Origin of the sequence: Prosthecodimorpha staleyi (assembly GCF_018729455.1) — a bacterium.
GTDB lineage: Bacteria > Pseudomonadota > Alphaproteobacteria > Rhizobiales > Ancalomicrobiaceae > Prosthecodimorpha > Prosthecodimorpha staleyi.
In genome coordinates, this window is record NZ_JAHHZF010000011.1 from 131,309 (window position 1) to 157,089 (window position 25,781).

A 25,781-nucleotide genomic window follows, 5' to 3' on the forward strand; every position below is an offset into this window, starting at 1 on the left:
GTCATACCCGCCGCCGGCAAGCCATGCTACCGCCGGTCCCGATCCGGCAGGTCCTCGTCGGACAGGATGCGCCAGCCGGCGCCGTCGAGATCCTCATATTGTCCCGTCTTCAGGCTCCACAGAAAGGCGCCGAGGCCGAGGAAACCGAGGCCAAGCGCGATCGGGATCAGGTAGATCAGGACATCCATCAGAACCTCCCTGCGCCGGTCGCGGCCTCGGCGACGGCCGCACCGCCAGCCGGGGTTTCCGCAGGCGCCGGCCCCGGCGCCGTCCCGCCCCAGCGCAGCCGCAATGCGTTGACGGTCACGACGATCGACGAGCCCGACATGGCCAGCGCAGCGATCAGCGGCGTCACCCAGCCGGCAATCGCGACCGGCACGGCGATCAGATTGTAGACGATCGAGATCCAGAGATTCTGCACCATCGCCGCTTTGGCGGCGCGCGCGATGGCGAGCGCATCGGCGACCGGCGCCAGCCGCTCGCCGAGGAAGACCGCATCGGCGGCCGCCTGGGAGAGATGCACGGCGGTGACCAGCGACAGCGAGACATGGGCGGCGGCGAGCGCCGGCGCGTCGTTCAGCCCGTCGCCGACCATCAGCACCCGGCGCCCCTCAGCCTTCAGGGCTTCGAGGCGGGCGATCTTGCCGGCCGGAGTCAGGCCGGCCTGCCAACGGTCGATGCCGAGCGCGGCGGCGGCGCGGGCGACCGCATCCGGCCGGTCGCCGGACAGGATCTCGATGCCATAGCCGGCCCGGACCAGGCGCGCGACCACATCGGCGGCATCGGCGCGCAGCCCCTGACGGAAGGCGAACAGCACCGGCTCCGCCGCACCGGCCCGATAGGCGACCAGCGAGGCGTCCGGATGGAAGGCCGTGACGGCGGCAACGTCAGCCTCGGAGACACCGCAGAAGGCGGGCGAGCCGAGCCGGTGCAGGACGCCGTCGATTTCCGCCTCGACGCCCGATCCGGCGATTTCCCGCGCCGTCTCGGGCGCGTGGGTGGCCCGGGCGGCGGCGGCCAGGGCGATGCCGAGCGGATGCCGGCTCGCGCAGGCGAGACGGCCGGCACGCTCCAGGATCGCGGGATCGATCCCGCCGGCATCGATCAGGCTCGGTTCCGGCAGCGTCAGGGTGCCGGTCTTGTCGAACACGATGGTATCGGCGGCGGCCAGCCGCTCGATCGCATCGCCGGCATGGACCAGCACGCCGCGCCGGAACAGGAGGCCGGAGGTGACGACCTGCACCGCCGGGATGGCCAGCGCCAGCGCGCAGGGGCAGGTGATGATCAGAACCGAGACGGCGACGACCAGCGCTTCCGACACCTCGGCGCCGGCCAACAGCCAGCCGAGGAACGTGACGAGTGCGGTCAGGTGGACGACGGGCGCATAGCGCCGGGCGACCCGGTCGGCCAGTTGCATGTAGCGCGACTTGGCCTGCGCGGCGGCTTCCAGGAGCTTGTTGACCTCGTCGAGCAGCGTGCCGGCTTCCGCCGCCGTGACCCGCACTGTGAGCGGGCCGGTCAGGTTCATGGTGCCGGCATAGACCCGGTCGCCCGCGGCGGCCGGCGCGGCGATGGTCTCGCCGGTGACCAGGCTCTGGTCGATCTCCGACAGGCCGGCCTCGACGATGCCGTCGACGGGAACGCGCTCGCCGGCGCGCACCAGGACGCGGTCGCCGGGGTCGATGCGGGACACGGGCACCTCGCCGAGGCGGCCGTCCGGGCCCATCCGCAGCGCCGTGTCGGCGCGCAGCGCGGCAAGGTTCTCGGCGACCGACCGGGTGCGCCGACGCATGTTGTGGTCGAGGAAGCGGCCGAGCAGCAGGAAGAACAGCAGCATCACGGCCGAATCGAAATAGGCGTGCTCGGCCGAGCGCATGGTCTGCCACAGCGACAGGCCGACCGTCAGCGTGATGCCGATCGAGATCGGCACGTCCATGTTGGTCCGGCCGACGCGCAGCGCCCGCCAGGCCGAACGGTAGAAGGTGCGCCCCGCATAGGCGACGATCGGCAGGGCGATCAGCGCTGACAGCCAGTGAAAGAAGTCGCGCGTCACCGGTTCGATGTCGCTGGCATTGCCGGCCCAGACCGAGACCGACAGCAGCATGATGTTCATGGCGCCGAAGCCGGCGACCGCCATGGCGCGCAGCAACGCCTTGGCCTCCGCCTCCTCCTCGGCCGAGCGGCGCGCCGGATCGAACGGATGGGCGCGGTAGCCGAGGCTTTCCAGCCGCCGCACCACCGTGCCGGCATCGGTCGCGGCCGGATCCCAGTCGACGGCGAGCCGGTGGGTGGTCAGGTTCAGCCGCGCCTTGGCGACACCGGGCACGACGCCGAGGCCGTGCTCGATGGTCGACATGCAGGCCGCGCAGGTGATGCCCTCGACGGCAAGGTCCATATGCACGGTGCCGTCGGCACGCGGTTCCGCGAAGGCGCTCCAGTCGCGGACATGGGGAGAGAGCGGCTCGGCGACGAGCGGGCTGGCGACGGGGGCGTTCATGGCCGGATCCGGGCTCAGCGCAGGATCAGCCGGCTTTGCGACAGGAACAGGCGACCGCCCTTGCCGTCGCCCTCGATGACCAGTTCCCACTGGCCCGCCGGCAGGTTCTCGACCTTGCCCGAGAAGGTGCCGCTGGCGCCGGCGACCTCGCCGAGCACGAGCCTGCGGTCCTGGGCGCGGTTCATCGGGTGCTGCAGCTCGGCCTTGAAGGCGACCCCGGTGACCGGCCGTCCCTCGGCGTCGCGCGCCGAGACGGTGACCAGCGCGTGCCCATCGGGATCCCGTCTGGCCGAGGCGTCGACATGCCAGCCGCGCGCGGTCTGCGCGGTGGCAGCCGCGATCTCGGCATTGTAGGTCTGGCTGACCCGGTAGGGGCTGTCCGTCGCCACGCCCGGGAAGGAGCCGAGCGCGAAATAGACCAGCGCGCCGTTGGCGGCGAAGATCGAGAGGAAGAAGGCGACGCAGATGGCCAGCACATGCCAGCCGGTCAGGCGGAATTCACGGGTTTCGGCTTTGGTCGACATTTGCCCCTCCGCAACGGTCGAGCGGACCATCCCCTCCCCTCGAAGGATCCGGCCCCGGTCTGGCCCGTTTCTAGGCCGTCCCGGAGCCAGCGTCTTTGAGGGAGATCATGCGGGCGGCGCCGGCGATGCGCATCGCCGCCCCGGATCGGACCTCACGGCCCCTTGAAGAAGTCCTTCGCCGAAGCCTTCTCGCCGCCCCTGGTTTCGGTCACCGTCACGTGGATCGGCGCCGTGGTGTCGACCTTGGCGTCGCGCGGGGCGATCAGGTTGACGCGGACTTCCTGGCTCTGGTCGGGTCCGACTTCGATGATCGGGTTGCCGTCCTGCTTGCGCGTCGCGCCGACGGCCTCGATGCGCGTCCGCTCGGGCGCTCCGGTCACCGACAGCACGAAGTCACGCGCCTCGCGGTGCTTGTTCAGGATGCGTATCGTGTAGCCGTTGCGGATCGAGCCGTCGGAATTGACCACATAGACCGGGCTGCGATCGTGCAGAACGTTGACTCCGAGCGTGGCGCGGGTGGTGAAGACGAAGGTCATGATGCCGATCACGATCGAGATCACCGCCACGTAGAGGATCGTGCGCGGGCGGACGAACTTGTAGATCTCCGGCTTGCCGTGCTCGCGCCGGTCGATGTTGATGTCGGTGTCATAGGCGATCAGACCGTGCGGGCGGTTGATCTTGTCCATGATGTTGTTGCAGGCGTCGATGCACAGGCCGCACTGGATGCAGGACAGCTGCGGTCCGAGGCGGATGTCGGTGCCGGTCGGGCAGACCACGACGCATTGCTGACAGTCGATGCAGTCGCCGGCGTCCTGGCCCGCGGCCCGCAGCCGCTCGGCCGCCTTGACCGACGTGCGCGGCTCGCCGCGATCGACCCGGTAGGAGACGTTCAGCGCCCATTCGTCGGTCAGCGCCGCCTGGATGCGCGGCCAGGGGCACATGTAGATGCAGACCTGCTCACGCGCGAAGCCGGCGAGGATATAGGTCGTGAAGGTCAGGATGCCGATCCAGATATAGGCGACCAGCGGGGCGTCGAAGAACAGAAGGTCGCGCACCAGGGTCGGCGCATCGGAAAAGTAGAGCACCCAGGCGCCGCCGGTCCACCAGGCGATTCCGAGCCAAAGGGCATGCTTCAGCACCTTGCGGCCGAACTTGACGGCACTCCACGGCGCCTGGTCGAGCTTCATCCGGTCGCGACGATCACCCTCGACGAGCCGTTCGACGGCGAGAAAGAGGTCGGTCCAGACCGTCTGCGGGCAGAGATAGCCGCACCAGACGCGGCCGGCGACGGCATTCATCAGGAACAGCGTCAACGCTGCCAGGATCAGAAGGCCGGTGATGTAGTAGACTTCCTGCGGCCAGATCTCGATGAAGAAGAAGTAGAAACGACGGTTCGGGAAGTCGATCAGCACGGCCTGCGACGGCGCATCGGGACCGCGGTTCCAGCGCACGAAGGGCAGCAGGTAGTAGACGCCCAGGCAGGCGATCAGCAGACCCCATTTGATCCGCCGGAAGAGGCCCTGCACCGCAGCCGGATAGATCTTCTTGTGTTCCGCATAGAGCGAGTCCTCGTGGACCGCGCCCCCGCCGGCGACCGTTTCGGCCTTCATGGATTCCACTCCTCTGCAGCCGCGCGGGATCCCTTGTCGTCCGGACCCGGCAACCGAACCCGATCCATGCGCCCGGCGCCGCCGTCCCGCCTTGATCGACGTCAAAGCACCGGGGCACCCGTCCGTTACGCGCGCGCGACGAACCATCGCACTGCAGCAAACCGCTGTCGGTGACGGAGTCACGGAGGGCACGAGCGGTTCGGCGGGCGGACCCGGACTTCTCGCTACGTCGTGGTTTTCAAAGAAGGTGCAGAAAAAGAAACCCCGCCATGCTTGTTATCGCGATGGCGGGGCCGCCCCGAAGGGTCTTGAGGCTCAACGGCTTGTACCGCAAGCAATCGCCACCAATGTGTTCATTGCTACGAGGAAGTCAAGGCCCCATACCCAGCGCATTCAGTATGCCCTGGCGGACCCGGACAAGATCAAATTCCAGCAATTTTGGATGCAGGTACTTGCGGCGTCCGGTCTGGTCGCGGTCGGTCCGAAAAAGATCAGGTCGGCCGAAGCCGACCGTCGCGATCATGTCGCATTTCGCCCACCAAACGGTCTGGCTGAACGGCGCCGGCAATTCAGTTTCGAACGCAACGCGGACCACATAGGGAAGCGACCTTGCTGGCTCGGTCCCCGACAATGGGACGACGGTGCAGAGTTCGTCCCGAAAGGGAAGACGCGGCGAGACCACGACGGCCGGGCGTCGCTTGACCAACTCCGGCTCGCGAAAACCGCCCAAGGAGTAGTCGCAGAGCAGGATGGTTCCGGGTCCGACAGGATATCGAATCGGCATTTTGCAATCATAGCCTGTATCGAGACGGGCTTGAATGCGAGTTGGGCGGCCGCTTGAACTGCTCGAGGCGTGATGACAGCAGCCTCCGCACGGCTGCCATTTCCTGAGACGGCTTTGCAAATCGGCGGCAAGGCTGCCAATCAGGGCGGGACGCCCCGACGCCGGGCGATCCGCCCGATGCGAGGCCGCCCGCCATGTCCACCACCGTGATGTTCGCCGTCCTGGTCTCGGCCCTGCTGCATGCCAGTTGGAATGCGGTGGTCAAATCGGGCAAGGAAAAGGGACTGGACATCGTCCTGGTGGCGACCGGATCGGCCGTGATTGCGGCGGCCGTGCTGCCCTTCCTGACGCCGCCGGCATCGGCGAGCTGGCCCTTCCTCGGCGTGTCGGCGCTGATCCACCTCGTCTATTTCGTCCTCGTCGGCGCGGCCTACCGGGCCGGCGACATGGGCCACGTCTATCCCTTGATGCGGGGCACGCCGCCGCTGCTGGTCGCGCTCGCCAGCGGCCCGCTGATCGGCGAGACCCTCAAGCCGGCCGGATGGTGCGGCATCCTGTTCATTTGCGGCGGCATTCTCGCGATGGCCTTCGTCGGCCATCGCGGCGGCGCGCCTGCCCTGCGGCCGAACCTGCTGGCGCTGGCCAATGCGCTGGTAATCGCCGGCTACACCTTCGTCGACGGCCTCGGCGCACGCGCCTCGGGCAGCCCGGCCGCCTATACGTTGTGGGGATTCCTGCTGATGGCGCTGCCGATGATGGTCTATGGCGGCGCCGTCTACGGTCGCACGCCCGGCATCGCCCTGCGGGTCCGGTCCCGCCTGCCGATCGCCTTTGGTGGCGGTGCCTGCAGCATCGGCGCCTATGTGATCACGCTCTGGGCCATGACCGAGGCGCCGATCGCCCTCGTCTCGGCCCTGCGCGAAACCAGCATCATCTTCGCCGTCGCAATCTCGACCTTCGTCCTGAAGGAACATTCCGGCTGGTCGCGTATCGCAGCAGCCGGAGTCATCATGGCCGGCATCGTCACCCTGAAGCTGGCCTGAGGGCGGAGCCCGCAGCCGGACACTTCGCCGTGATGCGGTAACCCAGCCGGCGCGATCGCCGAACTCCATCCTGAACCACCCGATCAAGAGTGGTTGCAAGATTAGGATGGGAACCATGCTGCATCGCCGATCTCTCCTCGCCCTTTCGGTCTCCGCCGCGCTCGCCGCCAGCGCACTGGCGATCGCACCATCGGCCCGGGCCGCCGAGCCGGCCCCCTTTTCGGCCGCGGCCTTTACGGCCGCGAAGGCCAAGGGCGGACCGATCCTGGTCGAGGTCACCGCGCCCTGGTGCCCGACCTGCCGGGCCCAGAAGCCGATCCTGTCCGAACTCCGCGCCATGCCGAAATTCAAGGACATGACCGTGCTGACGGTTGATTTCGACAGCCAGAAGGACGCCCTGCGCGCGCTCGACGCGCGCACGCAGAGCACGCTGATCGTCTTCAAGGGCGATCGCGAGGTCGGTCGCTCGGTCGGCGTGACCGAACGCGGGGCCATCGAGGCGCTGTTGGCCAAGAGCCTCTGAGCCATGATCGCCTCGATCCTGCTCGCCGGTCTGGCCGGATTGCTGTCGATCCTATCCCCGTGCGTGCTGCCGCTGGTCCCGATCGTTCTCGGCGCCGCGGCGTCCGAACACCGCCACGGCCCGCTGGCTCTGGCTTCGGGCCTGGCTCTGTCCTTCACCGCAATCGGGCTGTTCGTGGCCACGATCGGCTTCGCGATCGGGCTCGACGGCAGCGTGTTCCGGATGGTCGGGGCCCTGACCATCGGCGCGGTCGGGCTGGTGCTGATGGTTCCGGCCATGCAGACCCGGCTGGCGGCGGCCGGCGCGCCGGGGCCTGGGTCGAGCAGCGCTTCGGCGGCTTCTCGACCGACGGCCCCTTCGGTCAGTTCTGCGTCGGCCTGCTGCTCGGCGCCGTCTGGAGCCCGTGCGTCGGCCCGACGCTGGGGGCGGCCTCGGTACTCGCCGCGGAGGGCAAGGATCTCGGCGCCGTGGCGCTGACCATGCTGGCCTTCGGCGTCGGCGCCGCCCTGCCGCTGGCCCTGCTCGGCCGGCTGTCGGGCGAAAGGCTGTCGGCGCTGCGTCGACGTCTGGCCGCGACGGGACGCGGCGGCAAGATGCTGCTCGGCGGCGTCCTGGTCAGCCTCGCCATCCTGGTCGCGACCGGCTGGGACAAGCGGATCGAGGCCGAACTGGTGGCGATCTCGCCGGCCTGGCTGACTGCGCTCACGACTCGGTTCTGAACGTCGCGAACGCCAGCCTCGTCGTGCGCTTAAGCTGGGCGCAAAAATGAAAGCGGCGGGGATCACTCCCCGCCGCCTTGCGTCGTCCTTGGGCTCCCCCGAACCGATCAGGCGAACCGATCGGGCTGGCCGATCAGTCGGGCTTGCCGCCGCCGAGGCTGTGCACATAGACGGCCAGCGACTTGATGGTGACCGGATCGAGACGGCCTTCCCAGGTCGGCATGACGCCGGCGCGGGAATTGGTGACGGTCTCGACGATCTTCTCCTTGGTGCCGCCATAGAGCCAGATGGCATCGGTCAGGTTGGGCGCGCCCATTTCCAGATTGCCCTTGCCGTCCTCGCCGTGGCAGCTCGCGCAGTTGTCGGCGAAGAGCTGCTTGCCGGCATCGGACGCCGTGGCCTTGCCCGAGAGGGACAGGACATAGTCGGCCACCGTCGAGATTTCCTCCTTCTTCAGGACGCCGTCCTTGCCGAAGGCGGGCATCTGCGTCTGGCGGGTCTCGTCATGGGTCGAGCGGATGCCGACCTTCAGGGTCTGGTGGATGTCGGAGAGCTTGCCGCCCCACAGCCAGTCGTCGTCCTGCAGGCTCGGGAAACCCGGGCCGCCGACGCCGGCCGAACCGTGGCACGGTGCGCAGTTGTCGCCGAACGCCGCCTTGCCGTTGGCCATGGCGAATTCGCGCATCTTCGGATCCGCCGCGATGGCGGAAAGTTCCGCCGTGGCGAGGCCCTTGCCGACGACGGCACGGGCTGCCTGACCTTCCGCGACCTTGTCGAGAGCATCCTGGCGCTGGGAATAGCCCAGGAGGCCCTTGGTGTAGCTCGTGGCCAGCGGCCAGGAGGGATAGAGCACGTAGTAGACGAGAGCCCAGAGGATCGAGGCGTACCACGTCCAGAGCCACCACTTCGGCAGCGGATTGTTGAGTTCCTTCAGACCGTCCCACTCGTGTCCGGTGGTCGATATCCCGGACAGACGGTCGATTTCTTTATCTGCCATGGGTCAATCCTCCCGCAGGGGGACGCGGGCGGCGTCATCGAAGCGCTTGCCGTTGGACGGCCACAGTGCATAGACGAGCACGCCGAGAAAGATGACGAAGAAGTAGACGAGGCCGTAGGTCTGAGCGAACTCGGCGGCCGCGATATACGGACTGCTCATGATCGCCTCCTTCAGCGCAGGTTGGCCTTGTCGTCATAGAGCTTGAAGTCGACCAGCGTGCCGAGCATCTGGAGATAGGCGACGAGCGCGTCCATCTCCGAGACCTTGGCGACATCGCCGTCGAAATCGCGAGCCACGGCCTTCGGGTAGCGCTTCAGCATCGCGTCGACAGCCTTGTCGTCGGGATTGGCCTGGGCGCGCAGATCGGCGACCGCGTTGGTGATCTGCTCGTCGGTGTAGGGGACGCCGACAAGCTGGTTGGTGCGCATCACATCGGCGATGTGGCTGTAGTCGAGTTCGTTCTTCGCCAGGAAGGGATAGCCCGGCATGATCGAACCCGGCACGATCGAGCGCGGATTGCTCAGATGCTCGCGGTGCCACTGGTCGGAATACTTGGCGCCGACGCGGGCCAGGTCCGGCCCGGTGCGCTTCGAACCCCACTGGAACGGATGGTCGTATTTCGACTCCGCGGCGAGGCTGAAGTGGCCGTAGCGTTCGATCTCGTCGCGCATCGGACGGACCATCTGGCTATGGCAGTTGTAGCAGCCTTCGCGCAGGTAGATGTTCCGGCCGGCCAGTTCGAGCGGCGAATAGGGACGGATCCCCTTCGCATCTTCGATGGTGCTCTTCAGGTAGAAGAGCGGCAGGATCTCCACCATGCCGCCGATGGCGACCATGATCAGGATCCCGACGAGAAGAAGAATGGAGTTCTTCTCGAGGACTGCGTGCTTGTCGAAGAGAGACATGGATCAGCCCTCCATCATTCTGCGGGGGCCAGGACCGGCTGGCCGGCGGGCTCTTCGCGCTCGCCTTTCTGCACGGTCATGTACAGGTTGTAGGCCATGATCAGCGAACCGAGGACGAACAGGAGGCCGCCCAGAGCCCGGATCACGTAGAAGGGATGCATCGACTCGACGGTCTCGATGAACGAGTATTCGAGGAAGCCGAGCTTGTCGTAGGCGCGCCACATCAGGCCCTGCATGATGCCCGACACCCACATCGCGCAGATGTAGAGGACGATGCCCAGGGTCGCGAGCCAGAAGTGCCAGCTGACCAGCTTCAGCGAATACAGCTGCTTGCGGTTCCACAACCAGGGATACAGGCAGTAGAGCGCACCGAAGGACACGAAGCCGACCCAGCCGAGCGCACCGGAATGCACGTGGCCGATGGTCCAGTCGGTATAGTGCGACAGCGAGTTCACCGCCTTCACCGACATCAGCGGACCTTCGAAGGTCGACATGCCGTAGAAGGCGACCGACACGACCAGCATGCGCAGGACCGGATCGGTGCGGAGCTTGTCCCAGGCGCCCGAGAGCGTCATCAGGCCGTTGATCATGCCGCCCCAGGAGGGCATCCACAGCATGATCGAGAAGGTCGCGCCGAGGGTGGAGGCCCATTCCGGCAGCGCCGTATAGTGCAGATGGTGCGGGCCGGCCCAGATGTAGAGGAAGATCAGGGCCCAGAAGTGCACGATCGACAGGCGGTAGCTGTAGACCGGACGCTCGGCGCGCTTCGGCACGAAGTAGTACATGATGGCCAGGAAGCCGGCGGTCAGGAAGAAGCCGACCGCGTTGTGGCCGTACCACCACTGCACCATCGCGTCCTGCACGCCCGAGAAGACCTGCACCGACTTGGAGGTGTAGATCGAGACCGGCACCGACATGTTGTTGCCGAGGTGCAGCATCGCGATGGTCACGATGAAGGCGAGATAGAACCAGTTGGCCACGTAGATGTGGGGTTCCTTGCGCTTCCAGATCGTGCCCAGGAAGGCGAGCAGGTAGACGACCCAAACGATGGTCAGCCACAGGTCGGCGTACCATTCGGGTTCGGCGTATTCCTTGCCCTGCGTGACGCCGAGCAGGTAGCCCGTGCCGGCGATGACGATGAAGGCATTGTAGCCGAGGACGATGAACCAGGGCGTCACGATGCCCGGCATGCGGGCCTGGCAGGTCCGCTGCACGACGTAGAAGGACGTCGCGAGCAGGACGTTGCCGCCGAAGGCGAAGATCACCGCGGAGGTGTGCAGCGGCCGGAGCCGGCCGAAATTCGACAGCGGAAAGTCGAAGTTCAGTGCCGGGAAGGCGAGCTGCATCGCGATGATGAAGCCGACGAGGAAGCCGGCGATGCCCCAGAACATCGCCGCGACGGACGCGAACTTGATCGGTCCGAAGTTATAGTTGGGCTTGCCGTCGACGAGCTGGTCCGGCTGGCTCGGCCGGTCGGAGAAGCCCTTGAAGACAAGGAAGATACCGAGCGCGGAGAACAAGGCCCCCACGCCGGCATGTATCGCCATCACCTGATCCCAAGCGCGCGATGCGATCAGGAGACAGGCGACGAGAAGAGCACCGAGGAACAGGACGTAACCTATCTCCTCGGCGGTGATCCTTTTTGCCTCGACTGTGCGAGCCATGGTTCGCCCCGTATCTCGAGTACCCGAAACACCTCGGACGACGCCGCCCCGTCCGATGGATCGAACGGGAGGGGTCGCCGGTTCTTTGACCGATGAGGCGAACGACTGGCGTCAGGCACCGCCGCGCGACCATCCGAGGGTAGCGGGACGACCCTAGGCAGATCGGCGCGAAGGGCTTTGATTCAGGTCAACGGGATGCCGATTAGCGCCTGGATCTTAAGGACGAGACGGCAGTGTCGCAGCGCAGCATCGGTCGTCGTTGCGGCACCCGATGCTGCGCCGCACAGAGCCGTTCCGGCGCCCGGCGCTGCGGCGACCGGAGACCCGGTCCGGTCCGCTCACCGCGCCGGCGGCGCTCCGTCGGCCCGGTCGATCAGGCCGATCACGGCCGGCATGACGATGGCGATGCCGATGAAGCGGAACAGTTGGTGGGCGGCGACGAAGGCCGGGTCGACGGCGAGCGCGAAGGACAGGGCCGACATCGCCTCCAGTCCGCCCGGCGCGAAAGCGAGCACCGACTGCCCCCAGCCGACCCCGATCGCCAACACGGTCAGGAACGCCCCGACCGCCGCCAGCACCCCGCCGACCACGAAGCCGCCGGCGGCGAGTGCGAAGCTCGCCCGCAGCGTCGCGCGGTCGGTCCCGGCGAATCGCCCGCCGATCATCACGCCCACGCCGAGGAAGCACGGCACCAGCAGGACCGGCGGCAGGCTCGCGGCGACGAAGCCCGCGCCGTGCAGGAGCGCGCTCGCCAGGAAGGCGCCGGTCAGCAGGCCGGCCGGAACCTTGATCCATTCGGCGAGCAGGCCGGCGGCGCAGCCCGCTCCGATCAGGAGGGCCAGATCGAGCCAGCTTCCGTCCGGAGCGGCCGGCGCCGCCGCCGCAGAAGCGTGACCGAAGCCGGTCACGGCCAGGGGCACGATCACGACTAGCACCATGATCCTGAGCGTCTGGGCGATCGCGACCTTGCGCAGGTCGGCGCCGCGATCGAGCGCGATCACCATCACATAGGAGAGTGCGCCCGGCACCGAGGCGGTCAGCGCGGTCATCCGATCCCAGCCGCCGACCTTGCGGAACCACCAGTAGCTGCCGGCCGTGACCAGCGCCATGGTGACGGTCAGGATGGTCAGGCTGACCGGCCATTGCGGCAGGCGATGCGCGGTGTCGGGCGTGACGCCGCCGCCCATCGAGATGCCGAGAAGGACGAACAGCACATTGCGCAGCCTGACCGGCATGGCGACTTCGAGCCGCGCCAGCACCGCGAACGTCACCGCCACCGTCGAACCGGCCACCCAGGCGGCGGGAAAGTCGAGAAGCGTGAACAGCCCGCCGCCCAGAAAGGCGATCAGGAAGCCGCGCAACACGATCCAGGTCGTGCGCAGGGCATCGGGCGGGCGGTTCCAGGTGATCATGCGGATGGCGGCTCCGGACGGCACAGCCCCGTCATAGCGAATTCTCGCCGCCGTGGCAGGGGCCGTTGCGGGATTGCGCCATGCAGCCGGGGCCGGCCCGACACGCGCCGGATGCCGTCGGATCGCAAGGCTTGCGAACATTCTTGATGCGGGACCCCCGGCGCTTGACGAGAATCAACGCCGACCTTGCGGGCCGCCCGCATCATGCCGGCCATGAACACGTCGCTCCACGCCCGCTATGCCGCGCGCACCGTGCCGCGCTACACCAGCTATCCGACGGCGCCGCATTTCACCGGCGCGGTCGGTGCCGACCTCTATGCGGGCTGGCTCGCCGCGCTGCCGCCGGAGGCGCCGGTCTCGCTCTACCTGCACGTCCCCTATTGCCGGGCGATCTGCCACTATTGCGGCTGCCACACCAAGGCGGCGCTGCGCGACGATCCCGTGATCCATTATGCGGAGCGGCTGGTCGACGAGATCGGCCTGGTCGCCGACACGATCGGGCGTCGCCTGGATGTCGCGCATGTGCATTGGGGCGGCGGCACGCCGAGCCTGCTGCCGGCGCCGTCCTTCCGCGCCGTGGTCGCCGCCCTGAAGACGCGCTTCCGCTTCCTCGACGGTGCCGAGCACGCCATCGAACTCGATCCGCGCACCGTGACGCCGGAACTCGCCGCCATGCTGGCGGAGGCCGGCATCACCCGGACGAGCCTCGGCGTGCAGGATTTCGATCCCGCGGTCCAGAAGGCGATGGGGCGGGTGCAACCCTTCCCGGTCGTCGAGCAGGCGGTGGCGGCCTTGCGGGCGGTCGGCATCGAGGCGATCAATTTCGACCTGATGTATGGCCTGCCGCATCAGACCGCGGAAACGATCCGTTCCACCGTGGACCTCGCCATGCGCCTCGGGCCGACGCGCATCGCGCTGTTCGGCTATGCGCATGTGCCGTGGTTCAAGAAGCACCAGCGGCTGATCGACGAGATGGCCCTGCCCGGCGCGAGCGAACGGCTGGCGCTCGAAGCGACCGCCCGCGAGGCGCTGGCCGTCTGCGGCTTCCTGCCGATCGGTCTCGATCATTTCGCCCGGCCCGACGACGAGATGGCGCGCGCCGAGGCGGACGGCACCCTCCGGCGCAATTTCCAGGGCTATACCACCGACCAGGCCGACACGCTAATCGGCTTCGGCGCCTCCTCGATCGGCCGGATGCCGCAGGGCTTCGTCCAGAACGATCCCGATATCGGCCGCTGGAGCCGGGCCATCGAGGCGCGCCGGCTGCCGGTGGTCAAGGGCAAGGCGCTCGACGCCGACGACCGCCTGCGCGGCGCGATCATCGAGCGGCTGATGTGCGACTACCGGGTCGACCTCGCCGCCGTCACCGCCGCCCATGGCGTCGGGATTGCGGCGATCGCCGACGGGATCGAGCGGCTCGCCGAGCTGACCCGCGACGGCCTGGTGGCCATCGCCGGCGATACCATCGTGATCACCGAGGCGGGGCGCCCGTTCGTCCGCCTCGCCGCCGCGGCCTTCGACGCCTATCTGGCACAGGCCGCCGCCCGGCATTCGATGGCGGTCTGACGGCGGTTTGAGCGTCAGGACGCGGCGCGGCGCGCTATCCGTCGCCGCGGCCGCAGAACCGGGTGGCGGCATGGCAGGCCCGTTCGAACCGGACGAAGGCCGCGAGCCGGTCCCGGTCGAGGCGCCGCCCGCTCAGGGCCTCGTAGCGCTGAACCAGGGCGTCATGCTCCGGTTCCGGCAGTCGGGTATGGGCGATATCGCTCTCCCGCGCGCCGAAGCCGGCATTGCCGAAGTCGATCAAGCCGGCCAGGCGGCCGGTCGCGGGATCGATCAGCACGTTGCCACCCTTCAGATCGCCATGGCAGAGCGCGGCCGTGTCGGCCCCCTCCAGGGCGGCGCGCGCAATCTGGCTCGATGCCTCCAATTCCGCGGCCATATCGGTCGCGCCCTTGCCGGCAAGAAGCCGCCGCAGCCGTATCCGGTCGCCCACGAACGCAGCCGGCCGTGCATAGTCCGGCACCGGCGTGTCGTGCAAGGCGAGGATCGCTTGCGCCAGATCGTCGATCCATCCGGTCTGACGGCGCGACCGCAGCCTATCGATCATCCGCGACAGCGGCTGACCCGGGATGGCGCGATAGCGCGCAATCGGCGGATCCGATCCGAACAGTTCGGCCTGCGGGATCGGGACACGGAGATTGGGTCGGACCAGATCGATGATCCGATATTCGGATTCGAACTCGGCGATCATGCGCCGCGTCGCCGGAACCCGATAGATGTGCATGGTCGCATCGACGAAGACGAAGCAGGTCTTCTCGCGCAGAAAACAAAGCCCACCAAAGGGCATCCGCAACGCAGACGCCACCGCCCGCCCTGCCTGACGGGCCTTGGGCGATGCATTCAGCATCGACCAAGCCGCACGAGACACAAAGGCGAGACGGCGCAATAAACCGTTGTCCGACCCGGCGAAAACCGGGTCGAATGCCAAGCCGCTCATCGTCACGTCCGTCCACGTGAACCTAAGACAGCTTACAACTTAACGCCAAGCTAACCATTCAGCAAGCCGCTCCGGGCGGAGGGCGGCCGGTCTCATTTCGCTCAGGCAGGTTTCGCCCCGGTACGTTTCGCCGGGATGCGATTGCTCGAAGCGGATTTGGCCGGCCGGGTTCCGGTCGCGATCTCCCGCATCTCGGCGACCGGAGGCGCGGATCGGCGAGGCGTCCGCCCTTCGACGGCGGACCGGCCGACGACCGGGCGTGCTGACGGGTGGCAATGACGGATGGCAAGGAGGGCTTCAGACCGCGATCGCTGCGGTCCGTGCATTCAAGGCCGCGATCAGGGCCGCCGGCGCCAAGGCAACTTCCAGTCCGCGCCGCCCGCCGCTGACATGGACCCGGGCAAGTCCGGTCATCGACCCGTCGACCACGACCGGAAGGCTCTTCTTGGTGCCGAATGGACTGATTCCGCCGAGGACATAGCCGGTCAGGCGCTGCGCCGCGGCCGGATCCGCCATGACGGCGCGCTTCCAGCCGAGCGCCCGGGCCGCTTCCGCCAGGCTCAGGCGCATGGCGGCCGGAACGAGCGCCAGCGCATGGGCCTTGGCCTCGTCGGAGACGACCAGGGTCTTGAAGACCGCCGCCGGATCGAGCCCGAGCTTCTCCGCCGCCTCGACCCCATAGGCCTCCGCGCGCGGATCGTGATCGTATTCCAGGATCGAAAATTCGATCGCGCGCGCCTTGAGGAAGGTCGTCGCCGGGGTGGCCGCCAAGACAGCAACTCTCAGATCGGTCTGCCGCCGGGGATTCGGCGGGCCTGAAAAAGATGCGCCGTGCTCGAGGCACGGCGCAAGGTGGCAAGAGGAGGAGAACGCTCGAGAGGAAATGGCTGAACCGATCGGCCGCCGTCGACATCGCCTGTTCGGCGGATCGGACGCAGCGATCGAAACGCGCTGGATGTCTCACTCTTGCTTCGGCAGCCGGTCCCGCCCCACTCCGTCAGGCAGAGCCGACCGACTCCGGTGCCGAAACGTCACGTCCGTTCCAGCACCGATCGGACCCAGGATGCCCGAAGCGCCCGGGTACCGGTATCGGTCATTGTGTCCCAGTCTGGTGACACATGGTGCAGACATTGGTGATCCGAATCCGGTCCTGCTTCTCGATCGCGATCAGGCCGCGCCGCTTCAGGTCGGATATCACGCGGCTGACCGTCTCGATGGTCAGGCCGAGATAATCGGCGATTTCCTGCCGGGTCATGTTGAGCGCGATGACATGCTCGTCGCGACCGGCCGCCGTCGGACCGGGGCAATCCGCGGTACCGCGCCCGGCGACGAAGCGCATCAGGAAGGAGGACACGCGCTCATAGGCCGACTTGCGGCCGAGCAGCACAGCGTGCTCGTGCAGCGCCTCCATCTGGGCGAGCAGGCAGCGGGTGATGTGGCTCTGCGCGGCCAGCGTCTGCTCAGCATCGCGACGATCGACGACCCGGATGACCGCCGGGGTCAGCGTCTCGGCATTGCAGTCGTACTGGCGGCTGGAAAGCAGACCGAACATGTCGTTCGGACCCAGGATCTCGACAACCTGGCGGCGACCGTCCGGCAGCAGCTTGTAGAGCATGACCGCACCTTCGATCAGCTCGTAGATCCGCTCGGCCGGGTCGCCTTCGAAGAAGACGACATCGTGCGCTTCATAGCGGTTCGTCTTGACGCGGGGCGAGCGGGCAAATTCCGCCCAGGCCTCATCGCCATGAGTGTTGCCGCCGAGCCGTGCGCTGCCGCCGGCCGCAAGACCGCGATCCGAATAAGCCATGGTAGTCCCTCCTCGAAAAGGACCAGTCCTACCGCGCGCAAATCGAAATCTGCGTCCGTCCGCGTCGGGCTGTTCCGCCTATCGGGGCGGGGTTCGATCGAAGCGTTGCGGTCGCAGGCCCTTACCCCCGCCACCGATGCCAGTCGTTCGATCCGCCATCCGATGCTGAAAGGCTAGGCATCAATCCGAGTCTTCACAATCCCGTTGCCGTACTTACGACTTTGTACCTATGTGGCAATCCATGCCTTCATCGGGCACCAATACGCAGACAAACGAGTAGACTTCCGCCCGTCAAAATAGAAGCGAAGTCGTCCGAAGAATTGTACTTCATATTAGAAAATCCTCAGAGAGGATCCGATGTCAGGCGCCTGTCAGACGCCCGCCTTACGCTGCGTTGCCAGTCGGTGGCCCTACAACAGCGCCACGATGGTTTCCCCGGACAGCGGCTTGCGCAGCACCTGGGTGCTGGGCATGTCGCGCAGGCTCTCGTCGATCGTCTTCTGGGCCTGCCCGGTGATGCAGATGATGCGCGGCGACCAGCCGCGTCCGGTCACTTCGCGAATCGCCTCGGCGCCGCTCATGCCCGGCAGACCGAGATCGATGATCAGCACGTCCTGCGGTTGCGGCTCGGCTTCGACCAGAAAGGTCTCCGCATCGTCATAGGCCGAGACGGCATGCCCCATCGCCTGCAGCAGGAAGCGCAGGGAGTCGGATACGCCGGGATCGTCTTCGATGATGTAGATGACCATGGCAAACCCTCCCGGTCTGGCGCCGGGAGTTGGAGGGCAGGCGGAGCGGTTTTGCCGGACTATCGGGGCAAACCGCGTGCTCTGCCATTCGTACTCTTTCTTACGGGCGCCGATCGCCGGCAACACAAGTCGTTGATGACATGGGGTGCTGTCGGGCAGGCCACCGCGCCGGCGCGGATTCCGCCGGCGGGTCAAAGCCGTCGGGGGCGGTCGCCCGAGAAGGCTGCGGACGCGGACTGAGGATGCGGACCGATGACGCGGACCGATGACCCGGACCGCGGACGATCGGCGCGCGGGTCAAGGGCGGGGGGGCGTCGATCGGCCCGCCAGCCCCGCGTCGCAAGCAGGGCTTTGAAAAGGCCGGCCCCGAGATCGGCGCGGGCGACTTAGCCGGCGTGATCGTTCCCGGTAAGGACGATCCGGACCAGGTCAGCGGCATTGCGGGCGCCGAGCTTTTCCATGATGCGGGCGCGATGAACCTCGATCGTCCGCGGGCTGATGCCGAGTTGGCGTCCGGCTTCCTTGTTGGACGCGCCGGCGGTGATCTGGCCGAGAACCTCCAGTTCGCGCGGCGTCAGCAGTTCGCGGCCGACGAAGGCCGGGTCGGCATGGCTGCGACCGTTGTCGCTGTTGCGGCGGGCGACGGCTTCGAGGGCCTCGCGCACGCGCTCCACGACCGTGTCGGCATCGAACGGTTTCTCGATGAAATCGAACGCGCCCTGCTTCACGGCCGAGACGGCCATCGGGATGTCGCCCTGGCCCGAGATGATGAAGATCGGCGCCGGATAGTGCTCGGCGTTGAGGGCCTTCAGCACATCGAGGCCGGACCGGCCGGGCATGTGAACGTCCAGGATCACGCAGGCCGGCTGCCGCGCCAGGGCCGCTTCCAGGAATGCGTCGCCGGATTCGTAGGCCTCGACCGCGAAGCCCTCCAGCTCGAACACAACCGCCAGCGCGTCGCGGACCGCAGGATCGTCGTCGACGATATAGATCGTGTTTTCGCCTTTTGCCATCTGCGACCCCCCCGTTCTTCCCACTATCGCCAACCGTCCCAATATCGAAGGCACTTTCGAATCACGGGCGCGGCAAGATCCTATCAGGTGCCGACGCGTGACCGGTCAGAGGCAACGAAAGTATGAAGCGCGCTCCGCGCCCCTCGCCTCCGGGATCCACGACCAGATCGCCGCCATGGTTCTGGGCGATGGTCCGCGAGATCGCAAGGCCAAGCCCGAGACCCGTGCGCTTCGAGGTGGAAAAGGCGCGGAACAGGTTCTGCGCAACATCACCCGGAATGCCCGGCCCGGAATCCTGGATTTCAACGCTGGCCACATTGCCGTCGGTGCGGGTGGAGACCCTGAGCACGCGCGACGGACGTCCCTTCATCGCTTCGAGCCCGTTGCGGACCAGATTGCAGACGATCTGCTGAATCTGGACCGGATCCGCCTCGACGCGCGGCATGTCCGGCGCCTTCTCCCGGTGCAGTTCGATGCCGTGGACATCGTGACCGAGTAGCGTCAGCTCGAGCGCCTCGTCGATCAGTTGTTCCAGATCGATGGCCTGGCGCTCCGGCTCCCGCTTCTCGACGAATTGCCGCATGCGCTGGATGATGCTGCCGGCCCGCTCGGCCTCGCGCAGCGCCTTGCCGAGAATTTCGAGGATCGGCCGTTCGCTGTCCGGCGCATCCTTCTTCTTGCGCAGGATGGCCTGCAGATAGAGCATGACCGCGGTCAGCGGCTGGTTGAGTTCGTGGGCGATGGCCGCCCCCATCTCGTCCATGGCGCTGATTCGGGCGAGATTGACGAGTTGTGCCTGCAGCTGGTTGAGCCGGTGCTCGACCGCCTTGCGGGCGCGAAGATCGCGCAGGACGCCGATGAACTGGCGCCCGTCCGGGGTCTGTGCCTCGCCGACCGAAAGTTCGAGCGGGAAGATCGTGCCGTCGCGGTGCATGCCGCGCACCTCGCGGCCGATGCCGATGATCCGCCTCTCGCCGGTCTCGTGATAGTGACTGAGATACTGGTCGTGATGATCGGAGAATTCCGGCGGCATCAGCGCCTTGATGTTCTGCCCGATGATCTCGCGCGCCTCATAGCCGAACAGAGCCTCGCAGGCCTTGTTGAAGACCAGGATGCGCGCCCGGGAATCGATCACGATGATGCCGTCGACCGCCGTGTCGAGCACACTGAGCAGGCGTGCCTCCGAAACCGTTCGGGCATCGCATGGGGGATTGGCGGGCACATCTTGCATAGGCGGCTTCCAATGCACCGTCCTCGAAAACATCCGCAATCATGCGGTGGCGGCGCCAGACCATGGCGCATCCGGTCATCGACGCACCTTGTCCTGGATCAAATCTGTAGGCGGGATCGGCCGCGGCGAGCATTTCTGCCCGACCGGCCGGAGCCAGCCATTGTTCGCGCGACGATCGCCCAAGCCGTCCCCGACCGGACGGCGGCACGCGCCAGCGCCGGCCACGTCCCCGGCGTGACCATCACCATAGCTACGGATTTTTACGGGGGAAAGCCCGTTCAGCCGCCCTTTCGCAGCCAGCGCATTAGCCTTTCGGTGGCTTCCGCTATGGCATCCGGGCTGCGTGCAAAGCAGAGGCGCAGATAACCCTCGCCGCCGGCCCCGAAGGCTCGACCGGGCGCGAGGCCGACGGCGACCTCGTCGACCAGCCGATAGGCGAGCGCCTGGTCGTCCGGCTCGCCGTCGACCGCGAGGTAGAGATAGAAGGCGCCGGTCGGGCGGGCGAAACGGACCCGTCCCGTGCCGCCAAGCCCGTCGACCACCGTCCGCCGGCCGAGATCGGCACGCGCGATCTGTCGGGCCACGAAATCCTCGCCCTCGTCGAGCGCCACCACGGCAGCCCGCTGGACGAAGGTCGGCACGCCCGAGGTCGAATACTGGACCAGGTTCTCGATCACCTGCCCGAGGCTGGGATCGGCCTCGATCCAGCCGATGCGCCACCCGGTCATGGCCCAGTTCTTGGAGAAGGTGTTGACGTAGAGGATGCGGTCTTCCGGTGCGGCGACATCGTGGAAGGACGGCGCGCGCACGGCGCCGTCATAAACGAAGCGCCCGTAGACCTCGTCGGACACGATCCACAGGCCGTGCCGGCGCGCCAACGCCAGAATCGCCGTCAGATCGGCCAGGCTCGCCGTCCAGCCGGTCGGATTGGACGGGCTGTTGACGAACAACGCCCGCGTCCGCGGCGTCACGGCGGCCTCGAGCCGGTCGAGGTCCAGCGTCCAGCCGTCGTTGCCGAGCGTCATCACGACATCGACCGCCTTGGCGCCGTGCACCTCGACGGCCGCCGCCGAGTTCGGCCATGCCGGCGTCGGCACGATCACCTCGTCGCCGTGACCGGCCACCATCGCGACGGCGATCTGGATCGCCTGCATGCCGGAGCCGACCACGAAGAAGCGCTCAGGATCATCGGCGATGCCGTAGTGGCGCGCATGGTAGCGCGCAAGCGCAGCGCGCAGGTCCGGAATGCCGCGCTGATAGGTATAGAAGGTCTCGCCCACCTTCAGCGACCGGTCGGCGGCCGCGCAGATGAAGTCCGGCGTCGGCAGGTCGCCCTCGCCGACCCACAGAGGGATAAGCCCCTCGCGATGGCGGCCGTAGTTGAAGACGCCGACGATGCCGCTTTCCGGCGCCTGACGCGCCTCGGAGCGGATGGCAGAACGGAAGTCGAGAGGCATGGCGGGATCCGGCGCTGCGAAACGAGGCCGCCTCTTAGCATGGCAGCCCGGCGCCCGGCGATGAATTCCGGTGATCGGACCGATCAGGTCCGCTGGTGCGACCGCCCGAGCGACCCGCGCAGGCTCGGGTCGCCCGGGCGGACCGTTCTTCCCCAACATCGACCGCCGGGGCAGCGGCCGGCGGCCGCCCCGGCGGTCGGCAGGCTCACTTCGACTTCAGCAGATCCCGGATCTCTTCCAGGAGCACTTCCTGGCGGCTCGGCGCCGGCGGCGGCTTGGCGGCGGATTCTGCGGAATCCCGAGCCGAGACCCGGTTCACGGCCTTGACTACGATGAACAGGATCCAGGCGATGATGATGAAGTTGATCGAGACGGTCAGGAACTTGCCGTAGCCGATGGTCGCGCCAAGTTCGCGCGCCTTGTCGTAGGTCGCCGGCGCCGCAACGCCCTCGGTCAGGCTGCGCAGCAGGATGAAGTAGTTGGTGAAATCGAGCCCGCCGGTCACCGCGCCGACGATCGGCATGAAGATGTCGTTGACCAGGCTGTCGACGATCTTGCCGAAGGCGGTGCCGATGATCACCGCCACGGCCAGTTCGACCACGTTGCCCTTCATCGCAAAGGCGCGAAATTCCTTCCACATGATCCCGTCTCCCCGGATCCGCCCGGCCGGCTGCGGCCGGGACCGGCATGATCGTACCCCCGCGACGGGCTCCAGACGAGAGTCTTGCCGGCCCGATGGACAGGTCGGTTGCAATATGATCGAAATCAGCCAAGAGCAGATCGCCGCCCCCGAGCGATCGACAAGAAGCCGGAGCGGAGATGCAGCAGGGTTGGATCGTCCTCGGCATCGCCCTCGCCTATATCGGGCTGCTGTTCGGCGTCGCACATTACGGCGATCTCGCCGGCCAGCGTTCGCGCCCGACCGGCGGCCGCCCCTACATCTACGCACTGTCGCTCGGCGTCTACTGCACCTCCTGGACCGTCTTCGGCTCGGTCGGCCTCGCCGCCTCGCGCGGGCTCGACTTCCTGACCATCTATGTCGGGCCGATGATCATGTTCCTCGGCGCCTATCCGCTGCTCAGGCGGGTCGTGCGGTTGGCCAAGTCGGAGCGGATCACCTCGATCGCCGACTTCATCGCCGCCCGCTACGGCAAGAACCAGACCGTCGCGGTCGTGGTGACGCTGATCGCCTTCATCGGCATCGTCCCCTATATCGCACTGCAATTGAAGGCGGTTTCGCTCTCGGTCGAAACCGTGGTGGCGCATTTCGACATGGGCTCGGTCGCCGGCGGCGCGATCCCGCGGATGCCGGACGTCTCCCTCCTGGTCGCGCTCACCATGGCGGCCTTCGCCTGCCTGTTCGGCACCCGCCACATCGACGCGACCGAGCATCAGGAAGGCCTGATGCTGGCGGTCGCAGCCGAATCCATCGTCAAGCTGCTCGCCTTCTCGGCCGTCGGCATCTATGTCGTCTGGGGCCTGTTCGGCGGCCCGTCCGATTTCCTCGCCCGCACCGCGGACCTGCCGGGCGTGCATGCCATGTTCGAGCGCGACCTGTCCGGCGGCAGCTGGATCGTGATGTCGCTCTTGAGCTTCTTCGCCATCCTGCTTCTGCCGCGGATGTTCCACGTCACGGTGGTAGAGAACAATTCCGTTGACGAACTGAAGACCGCGCGCTGGCTGTTCCCGGTCTATCTGATCGCCATCAACGTCTTCGTCATTCCGCTGGCCATGGCCGGCCACGCCCTGCTCGGCCCGCATGTCGATGTCGACAGCTTCGTGCTGCGCGTGCCGCTCGACGCCGGTTCGACGGTGTTCACCATCCTGGCCTTCATCGCCGGCCTGTCGGCCGCCACCGCCATGGTGATCGTCGCCTCCGTGGCGCTCGGCATCATGGTCTGCAACGAGCTCGTGGTTCCGGTGCTGATCCGGCACGGCAGCCTCGGCGACGAGAAGGAGGACATGGGCCTCCAACTGCTGGTCGTGCGCCGCATCGCCATCTTCTGCATCCTGCTGCTCGCCTATGCCTACTACCGCACCGTCGCCGACAGCGCCGCGCTGGCCGAGATCGGCCTGCTCGCCTTCGCAGCCATCGCCCAGTTCGCGCCGGCCTTCTTCGGCGGCCTGTTGTGGCGGCGGGCGACGGCGCGCGGCGCCATCGCCGGCATGCTCGCCGGCTTCGGCATCTGGTTCTACACCCTGCTTCTGCCGGCCTTCGTCGATGCCGGCATCGGCCCACATTCGCTTCTGACCGACGGCCCCTTCGGCATCTGGCTCTTGCGGCCGCAGGCGCTGTTCGCCTTCTCGTTCGACCCGCTGTCGCACGGCGTCTTCTGGTCGCTGGTGGTCAATGTCGCCGCCTATGTGGCGGTTTCGCTGACCCGCGCGCCGGAGGCGATCGAGCGGCTGCAGGCCAACATCTTCGTCCCCTCCGACCGGCCGCCCGCTCCCGCGCTGCGGCTCTGGCGCACCGCCGTCACGGTCGACGATCTGCGCAAGACCGTGTCGCGCTATCTCGGCGAGGAGCGCACGCATGCCGCCTTCGACGACTACGGCCGCTCGCGCAACATGGTGCTGAACCCGGCCGCGCAGGCCGACATGTATCTCCTGCGCCTGTCCGAACAGCTGCTCGCCTCAGCGATCGGCGCGGCCTCGTCGCGCCTCGTCCTGTCGCTCCTGGTCAAGCGGCGCGACCCGAGCGCCAAGGCGGCGATGAAGCTGCTCGACGACGCCTCGGCGGCGATCCAGTACAACCGCGACCTGCTGCAGACCGCCCTCGATCAGGTGCGCCAGGGCATCTCGGTGTTCGACCGCGAATTGCGCCTGATCTGCTGGAACCGGCAGTTCCGGCAGGTGCTCGACCTCTCGCCCGACCTGACCCAGGTCGGCACCTCGCTGGCCGCCCTGGTGCGCGACCGCGCCGAGCGGGGCGAGTTCGGCGCCGGCAATCCGGACCGGATCGTCAAGGACCGGATCGACAAGCTGGTCGTCCGGATGGAAACCTATCAGGAGAAGATGGTCTCGTCCGGCCGGGTGCTCGAAGTTCGCACCAGCCCGATGCCCGACGGCGGCATCGTCACCACCTGGACCGACATCACCGAACGGGTCGCCGCCGCCGAGGAACTGGCCCGCGCCAACGAGAGCCTGGAACGGCGCGTGCGCGAGCGGACCGAGGAACTGACCCGGCTCAACGAGGCGCTGCAGATCGCCAAGAGCGCCGCCGACGAGGCCAATCTCGGCAAGACCAAGTTTCTCGCCGCCGCCGGCCACGACATCCTGCAGCCGCTCAACGCGGCGCGCCTCTACGTCACCAGCCTGGTCGAAAAATCCGAAGGCACGACCTTCAACGACCTCGCCGCCAATGTCGGGCTTTCGCTCGATGCGGTCGAGGAGATCATCGGCGCGCTTCTGGACATCTCCCGGCTCGATACCGGCGCCCTGAAGCCGGAATTCGGCGTCTTCCGGCTCGACGAGATCCTGAAGCCGCTGAAGGTCGATTTCGAGCCGATCGCGCGCGAGAAGGGGCTCGAATTCCGCATCCTGCCGTCCAGCCTAACGGTGCGTTCGGATCGCCGGCTGCTCAGGCGGCTGGTGCAGAACCTGATCTCCAACGCGATCAAATACACCCCGTCCGGCCGAATCCTGGTCGGTTGCCGGCGCCGGCGCGGCAAGGTGGTGATCGAGGTGTTCGACACCGGGCTCGGCATCCCGACGTCGAAGCGCAAGGTGATCTTCCAGGAATTCCAGCGTCTGGAACAGGGCGCGCGCGTGGCCCGCGGGCTCGGCCTCGGGCTGTCGATCGTCGAACGCATCGGTCGCGTTCTGGCCCACCCGATCGGCCTCGATTCGACGCCGGGGCGCGGCTCGCGCTTCTGGGTCGAACTGCCGATCGCGGCGGCGATTCCGGTCGCCGAACCGGAGGGCGGGCAGCTCCGCCTCGTTCCCGGCCGTCTCGACGGCATGATCGCGCTCTGTCTCGACAATGACGACGCGATCCTGGACGGGATGGGACGCCTGCTGGAAGGTTGGGGCGCCACCGTCATCACCGCGCGTGACCAGCGCGAGGCCGCGGCCAAGATCGCCGAGCTCGGCCGGAGCCCGGAGGTCCTTCTGGTCGACTATCATCTCGATGACGGCACCGGCATCGACGCGGTCGTCCAATTGCGCTGGCGCTTCGGTGCCGATATTCCGGCCGTCCTGATCACCGCCGACCGCACGCCGCAGGTGCGCGAGGCGGCGCGCGAGAAGTCGATCCACGTCCTCAACAAGCCGCTCAAGCCAGCCGCCCTCAGGGCCCTGATCGGACAGTGGCGCCAGCAGAGGCAGGCGGCCGAGTGACGATTGCG

At 67.4% G+C, this 25,781-nt stretch carries 22 protein-coding genes and 1 pseudogene; 5 read left to right on the plus strand and 18 right to left on the minus strand.

The features are described from left to right. Positions 1-26: 26 nt before the first annotated feature. The 5 genes from ccoS to KL771_RS21255 form a co-directional block, all read right to left on the minus strand. Positions 27-188, minus strand: a complete 162-nt coding sequence (ccoS, locus tag KL771_RS21235) for a cbb3-type cytochrome oxidase assembly protein CcoS (protein WP_261970510.1) — start codon at positions 186-188, stop codon at positions 27-29. Continuing rightward, positions 188-2,497 (minus strand): heavy metal translocating P-type ATPase, encoded by a 2,310-nt coding sequence (locus KL771_RS21240; protein WP_261970511.1) that lies wholly within the window; start codon positions 2,495-2,497, stop codon positions 188-190. The genes ccoS and KL771_RS21240 overlap by 1 nt, the downstream gene beginning before the upstream one ends. A gap of 14 nt (positions 2,498-2,511) precedes the next feature. Beyond that, complete coding sequence (locus tag KL771_RS21245) at positions 2,512-3,021, minus strand: FixH family protein (RefSeq protein WP_261970512.1); 510 nt, start codon at positions 3,019-3,021, stop codon at positions 2,512-2,514. 152 nt (positions 3,022-3,173) lie between these two features. Then, positions 3,174-4,631 (minus strand): cytochrome c oxidase accessory protein CcoG, encoded by a 1,458-nt coding sequence (gene ccoG, locus KL771_RS21250; RefSeq protein WP_261970513.1) that lies wholly within the window; start codon positions 4,629-4,631, stop codon positions 3,174-3,176. Between the two features lie 370 nt (positions 4,632-5,001). Continuing rightward, positions 5,002-5,415, minus strand: coding sequence for a type II toxin-antitoxin system PemK/MazF family toxin (locus KL771_RS21255; protein ID WP_261970514.1), 414 nt, complete (start codon positions 5,413-5,415; stop codon positions 5,002-5,004). 194 nt (positions 5,416-5,609) lie between these two features. On the opposite strand from KL771_RS21255, the gene KL771_RS21260 reads away from it, so the two are divergent. The 3 genes and pseudogenes from KL771_RS21260 (at position 5,610) to KL771_RS21270 (ending at position 7,700) form a co-directional block, all read left to right on the plus strand. Further along, positions 5,610-6,458 carry a DMT family transporter gene (locus tag KL771_RS21260; RefSeq protein WP_261970515.1) on the plus strand — a complete coding sequence of 283 codons (849 nt, stop codon included), beginning with the start codon at positions 5,610-5,612 and terminating at the stop codon, positions 6,456-6,458. Positions 6,459-6,573: 115 nt separating this feature from the next. Then, positions 6,574-6,981, plus strand: coding sequence for a thioredoxin family protein (locus KL771_RS21265; RefSeq protein WP_261970516.1), 408 nt, complete (start codon positions 6,574-6,576; stop codon positions 6,979-6,981). Positions 6,982-6,984: 3 nt separating this feature from the next. Beyond that, positions 6,985-7,700 (plus strand): annotated as a pseudogene (locus KL771_RS21270) (cytochrome c biogenesis CcdA family protein). A gap of 133 nt (positions 7,701-7,833) precedes the next feature. On the opposite strand, the gene ccoP reads toward KL771_RS21270, so the two are convergent. From ccoP to KL771_RS21295, 5 genes are all read right to left on the minus strand, one after another. Further along, positions 7,834-8,697: a cytochrome-c oxidase, cbb3-type subunit III gene (ccoP, locus tag KL771_RS21275; RefSeq protein WP_261970517.1), complete on the minus strand. Its 864-nt coding sequence runs from the start codon at positions 8,695-8,697 to the stop codon at positions 7,834-7,836. A 3-nt stretch (positions 8,698-8,700) separates the two neighbouring features. After that, positions 8,701-8,856, minus strand: a complete 156-nt coding sequence (locus tag KL771_RS21280) for a cbb3-type cytochrome c oxidase subunit 3 (protein WP_054358603.1) — start codon at positions 8,854-8,856, stop codon at positions 8,701-8,703. Positions 8,857-8,867: 11 nt separating this feature from the next. Beyond that, positions 8,868-9,602 (minus strand): cytochrome-c oxidase, cbb3-type subunit II, encoded by a 735-nt coding sequence (ccoO, locus tag KL771_RS21285; protein ID WP_261970518.1) that lies wholly within the window; start codon positions 9,600-9,602, stop codon positions 8,868-8,870. A 14-nt stretch (positions 9,603-9,616) separates the two neighbouring features. Then, complete coding sequence (ccoN, locus tag KL771_RS21290) at positions 9,617-11,266, minus strand: cytochrome-c oxidase, cbb3-type subunit I (RefSeq protein ID WP_261970519.1); 1,650 nt, start codon at positions 11,264-11,266, stop codon at positions 9,617-9,619. Between the two features lie 338 nt (positions 11,267-11,604). Next, positions 11,605-12,678: an AbrB family transcriptional regulator gene (locus KL771_RS21295; RefSeq protein ID WP_261970520.1), complete on the minus strand. Its 1,074-nt coding sequence runs from the start codon at positions 12,676-12,678 to the stop codon at positions 11,605-11,607. 213 nt (positions 12,679-12,891) lie between these two features. On the opposite strand from KL771_RS21295, the gene hemN reads away from it, so the two are divergent. Continuing rightward, complete coding sequence (gene hemN, locus KL771_RS21300; RefSeq protein ID WP_261970521.1) at positions 12,892-14,244, plus strand: oxygen-independent coproporphyrinogen III oxidase; 1,353 nt, start codon at positions 12,892-12,894, stop codon at positions 14,242-14,244. Between the two features lie 34 nt (positions 14,245-14,278). Here the strand turns inward: hemN and KL771_RS21305 are convergent, their stop codons facing one another. From KL771_RS21305 to mscL, 8 genes are all read right to left on the minus strand, one after another. Next, the gene (locus KL771_RS21305; protein ID WP_261970624.1) at positions 14,279-15,028 is read right to left on the minus strand and encodes a phosphotransferase family protein; all 750 of its coding nucleotides are present in this window, start codon (positions 15,026-15,028) and stop codon (positions 14,279-14,281) included. A 447-nt stretch (positions 15,029-15,475) separates the two neighbouring features. Continuing rightward, on the minus strand, positions 15,476-15,949 hold the full coding sequence (gene ybaK, locus KL771_RS21310; RefSeq protein WP_261970522.1) for a Cys-tRNA(Pro) deacylase: 474 nt from the start codon (positions 15,947-15,949) through the stop codon (positions 15,476-15,478). Between the two features lie 322 nt (positions 15,950-16,271). Then, positions 16,272-16,985, minus strand: a complete 714-nt coding sequence (locus tag KL771_RS21315; protein ID WP_083463494.1) for a Crp/Fnr family transcriptional regulator — start codon at positions 16,983-16,985, stop codon at positions 16,272-16,274. 410 nt (positions 16,986-17,395) lie between these two features. Further along, positions 17,396-17,734 (minus strand): response regulator, encoded by a 339-nt coding sequence (locus KL771_RS21320; RefSeq protein WP_261970523.1) that lies wholly within the window; start codon positions 17,732-17,734, stop codon positions 17,396-17,398. A 386-nt stretch (positions 17,735-18,120) separates the two neighbouring features. Further along, a complete protein-coding gene (locus KL771_RS21325) occupies positions 18,121-18,747 on the minus strand; it encodes a response regulator transcription factor (RefSeq protein WP_261970524.1) in 627 nt (208 codons plus the stop codon). Positions 18,748-18,808: 61 nt separating this feature from the next. Continuing rightward, positions 18,809-19,978: a two-component system sensor histidine kinase NtrB gene (locus KL771_RS21330; protein WP_261970525.1), complete on the minus strand. Its 1,170-nt coding sequence runs from the start codon at positions 19,976-19,978 to the stop codon at positions 18,809-18,811. Between the two features lie 278 nt (positions 19,979-20,256). Beyond that, positions 20,257-21,435, minus strand: coding sequence for a pyridoxal phosphate-dependent aminotransferase (locus KL771_RS21335; protein WP_261970526.1), 1,179 nt, complete (start codon positions 21,433-21,435; stop codon positions 20,257-20,259). A gap of 205 nt (positions 21,436-21,640) precedes the next feature. Then, the gene (gene mscL, locus KL771_RS21340) at positions 21,641-22,075 is read right to left on the minus strand and encodes a large conductance mechanosensitive channel protein MscL (protein ID WP_261970527.1); all 435 of its coding nucleotides are present in this window, start codon (positions 22,073-22,075) and stop codon (positions 21,641-21,643) included. 179 nt (positions 22,076-22,254) lie between these two features. On the opposite strand from mscL, the gene KL771_RS21345 reads away from it, so the two are divergent. Then, positions 22,255-25,773, plus strand: a complete 3,519-nt coding sequence (locus KL771_RS21345) for a hybrid sensor histidine kinase/response regulator (protein WP_261970528.1) — start codon at positions 22,255-22,257, stop codon at positions 25,771-25,773. Positions 25,774-25,781: the final 8 nt, after the last annotated feature.

Coding starts and splice junctions, on each gene's coding strand:
- ccoS (WP_261970510.1), bottom strand. CDS start 188: ATGGATGTCCTGATCTACCTGATCCCGATCGCGCTTGGCCTCGGTTTC.
- KL771_RS21240 (WP_261970511.1), bottom strand. CDS start 2,497: ATGAACGCCCCCGTCGCCAGCCCGCTCGTCGCCGAGCCGCTCTCTCCC.
- KL771_RS21245 (WP_261970512.1), bottom strand. CDS start 3,021: ATGTCGACCAAAGCCGAAACCCGTGAATTCCGCCTGACCGGCTGGCAT.
- ccoG (WP_261970513.1), bottom strand. CDS start 4,631: ATGAAGGCCGAAACGGTCGCCGGCGGGGGCGCGGTCCACGAGGACTCG.
- KL771_RS21255 (WP_261970514.1), bottom strand. CDS start 5,415: ATGCCGATTCGATATCCTGTCGGACCCGGAACCATCCTGCTCTGCGAC.
- KL771_RS21260 (WP_261970515.1), top strand. CDS start 5,610: ATGTCCACCACCGTGATGTTCGCCGTCCTGGTCTCGGCCCTGCTGCAT.
- KL771_RS21265 (WP_261970516.1), top strand. CDS start 6,574: ATGCTGCATCGCCGATCTCTCCTCGCCCTTTCGGTCTCCGCCGCGCTC.
- ccoP (WP_261970517.1), bottom strand. CDS start 8,697: ATGGCAGATAAAGAAATCGACCGTCTGTCCGGGATATCGACCACCGGA.
- KL771_RS21280 (WP_054358603.1), bottom strand. CDS start 8,856: ATGAGCAGTCCGTATATCGCGGCCGCCGAGTTCGCTCAGACCTACGGC.
- ccoO (WP_261970518.1), bottom strand. CDS start 9,602: ATGTCTCTCTTCGACAAGCACGCAGTCCTCGAGAAGAACTCCATTCTT.
- ccoN (WP_261970519.1), bottom strand. CDS start 11,266: ATGGCTCGCACAGTCGAGGCAAAAAGGATCACCGCCGAGGAGATAGGT.
- KL771_RS21295 (WP_261970520.1), bottom strand. CDS start 12,678: ATGATCACCTGGAACCGCCCGCCCGATGCCCTGCGCACGACCTGGATC.
- hemN (WP_261970521.1), top strand. CDS start 12,892: ATGAACACGTCGCTCCACGCCCGCTATGCCGCGCGCACCGTGCCGCGC.
- KL771_RS21305 (WP_261970624.1), bottom strand. CDS start 15,028: ATGCCCTTTGGTGGGCTTTGTTTTCTGCGCGAGAAGACCTGCTTCGTC.
- KL771_RS21315 (WP_083463494.1), bottom strand. CDS start 16,985: ATGGCTTATTCGGATCGCGGTCTTGCGGCCGGCGGCAGCGCACGGCTC.
- KL771_RS21320 (WP_261970523.1), bottom strand. CDS start 17,734: ATGGTCATCTACATCATCGAAGACGATCCCGGCGTATCCGACTCCCTG.
- KL771_RS21325 (WP_261970524.1), bottom strand. CDS start 18,747: ATGGCAAAAGGCGAAAACACGATCTATATCGTCGACGACGATCCTGCG.
- KL771_RS21330 (WP_261970525.1), bottom strand. CDS start 19,978: ATGCAAGATGTGCCCGCCAATCCCCCATGCGATGCCCGAACGGTTTCG.
- KL771_RS21335 (WP_261970526.1), bottom strand. CDS start 21,435: ATGCCTCTCGACTTCCGTTCTGCCATCCGCTCCGAGGCGCGTCAGGCG.
- mscL (WP_261970527.1), bottom strand. CDS start 22,075: ATGTGGAAGGAATTTCGCGCCTTTGCGATGAAGGGCAACGTGGTCGAA.
- KL771_RS21345 (WP_261970528.1), top strand. CDS start 22,255: ATGCAGCAGGGTTGGATCGTCCTCGGCATCGCCCTCGCCTATATCGGG.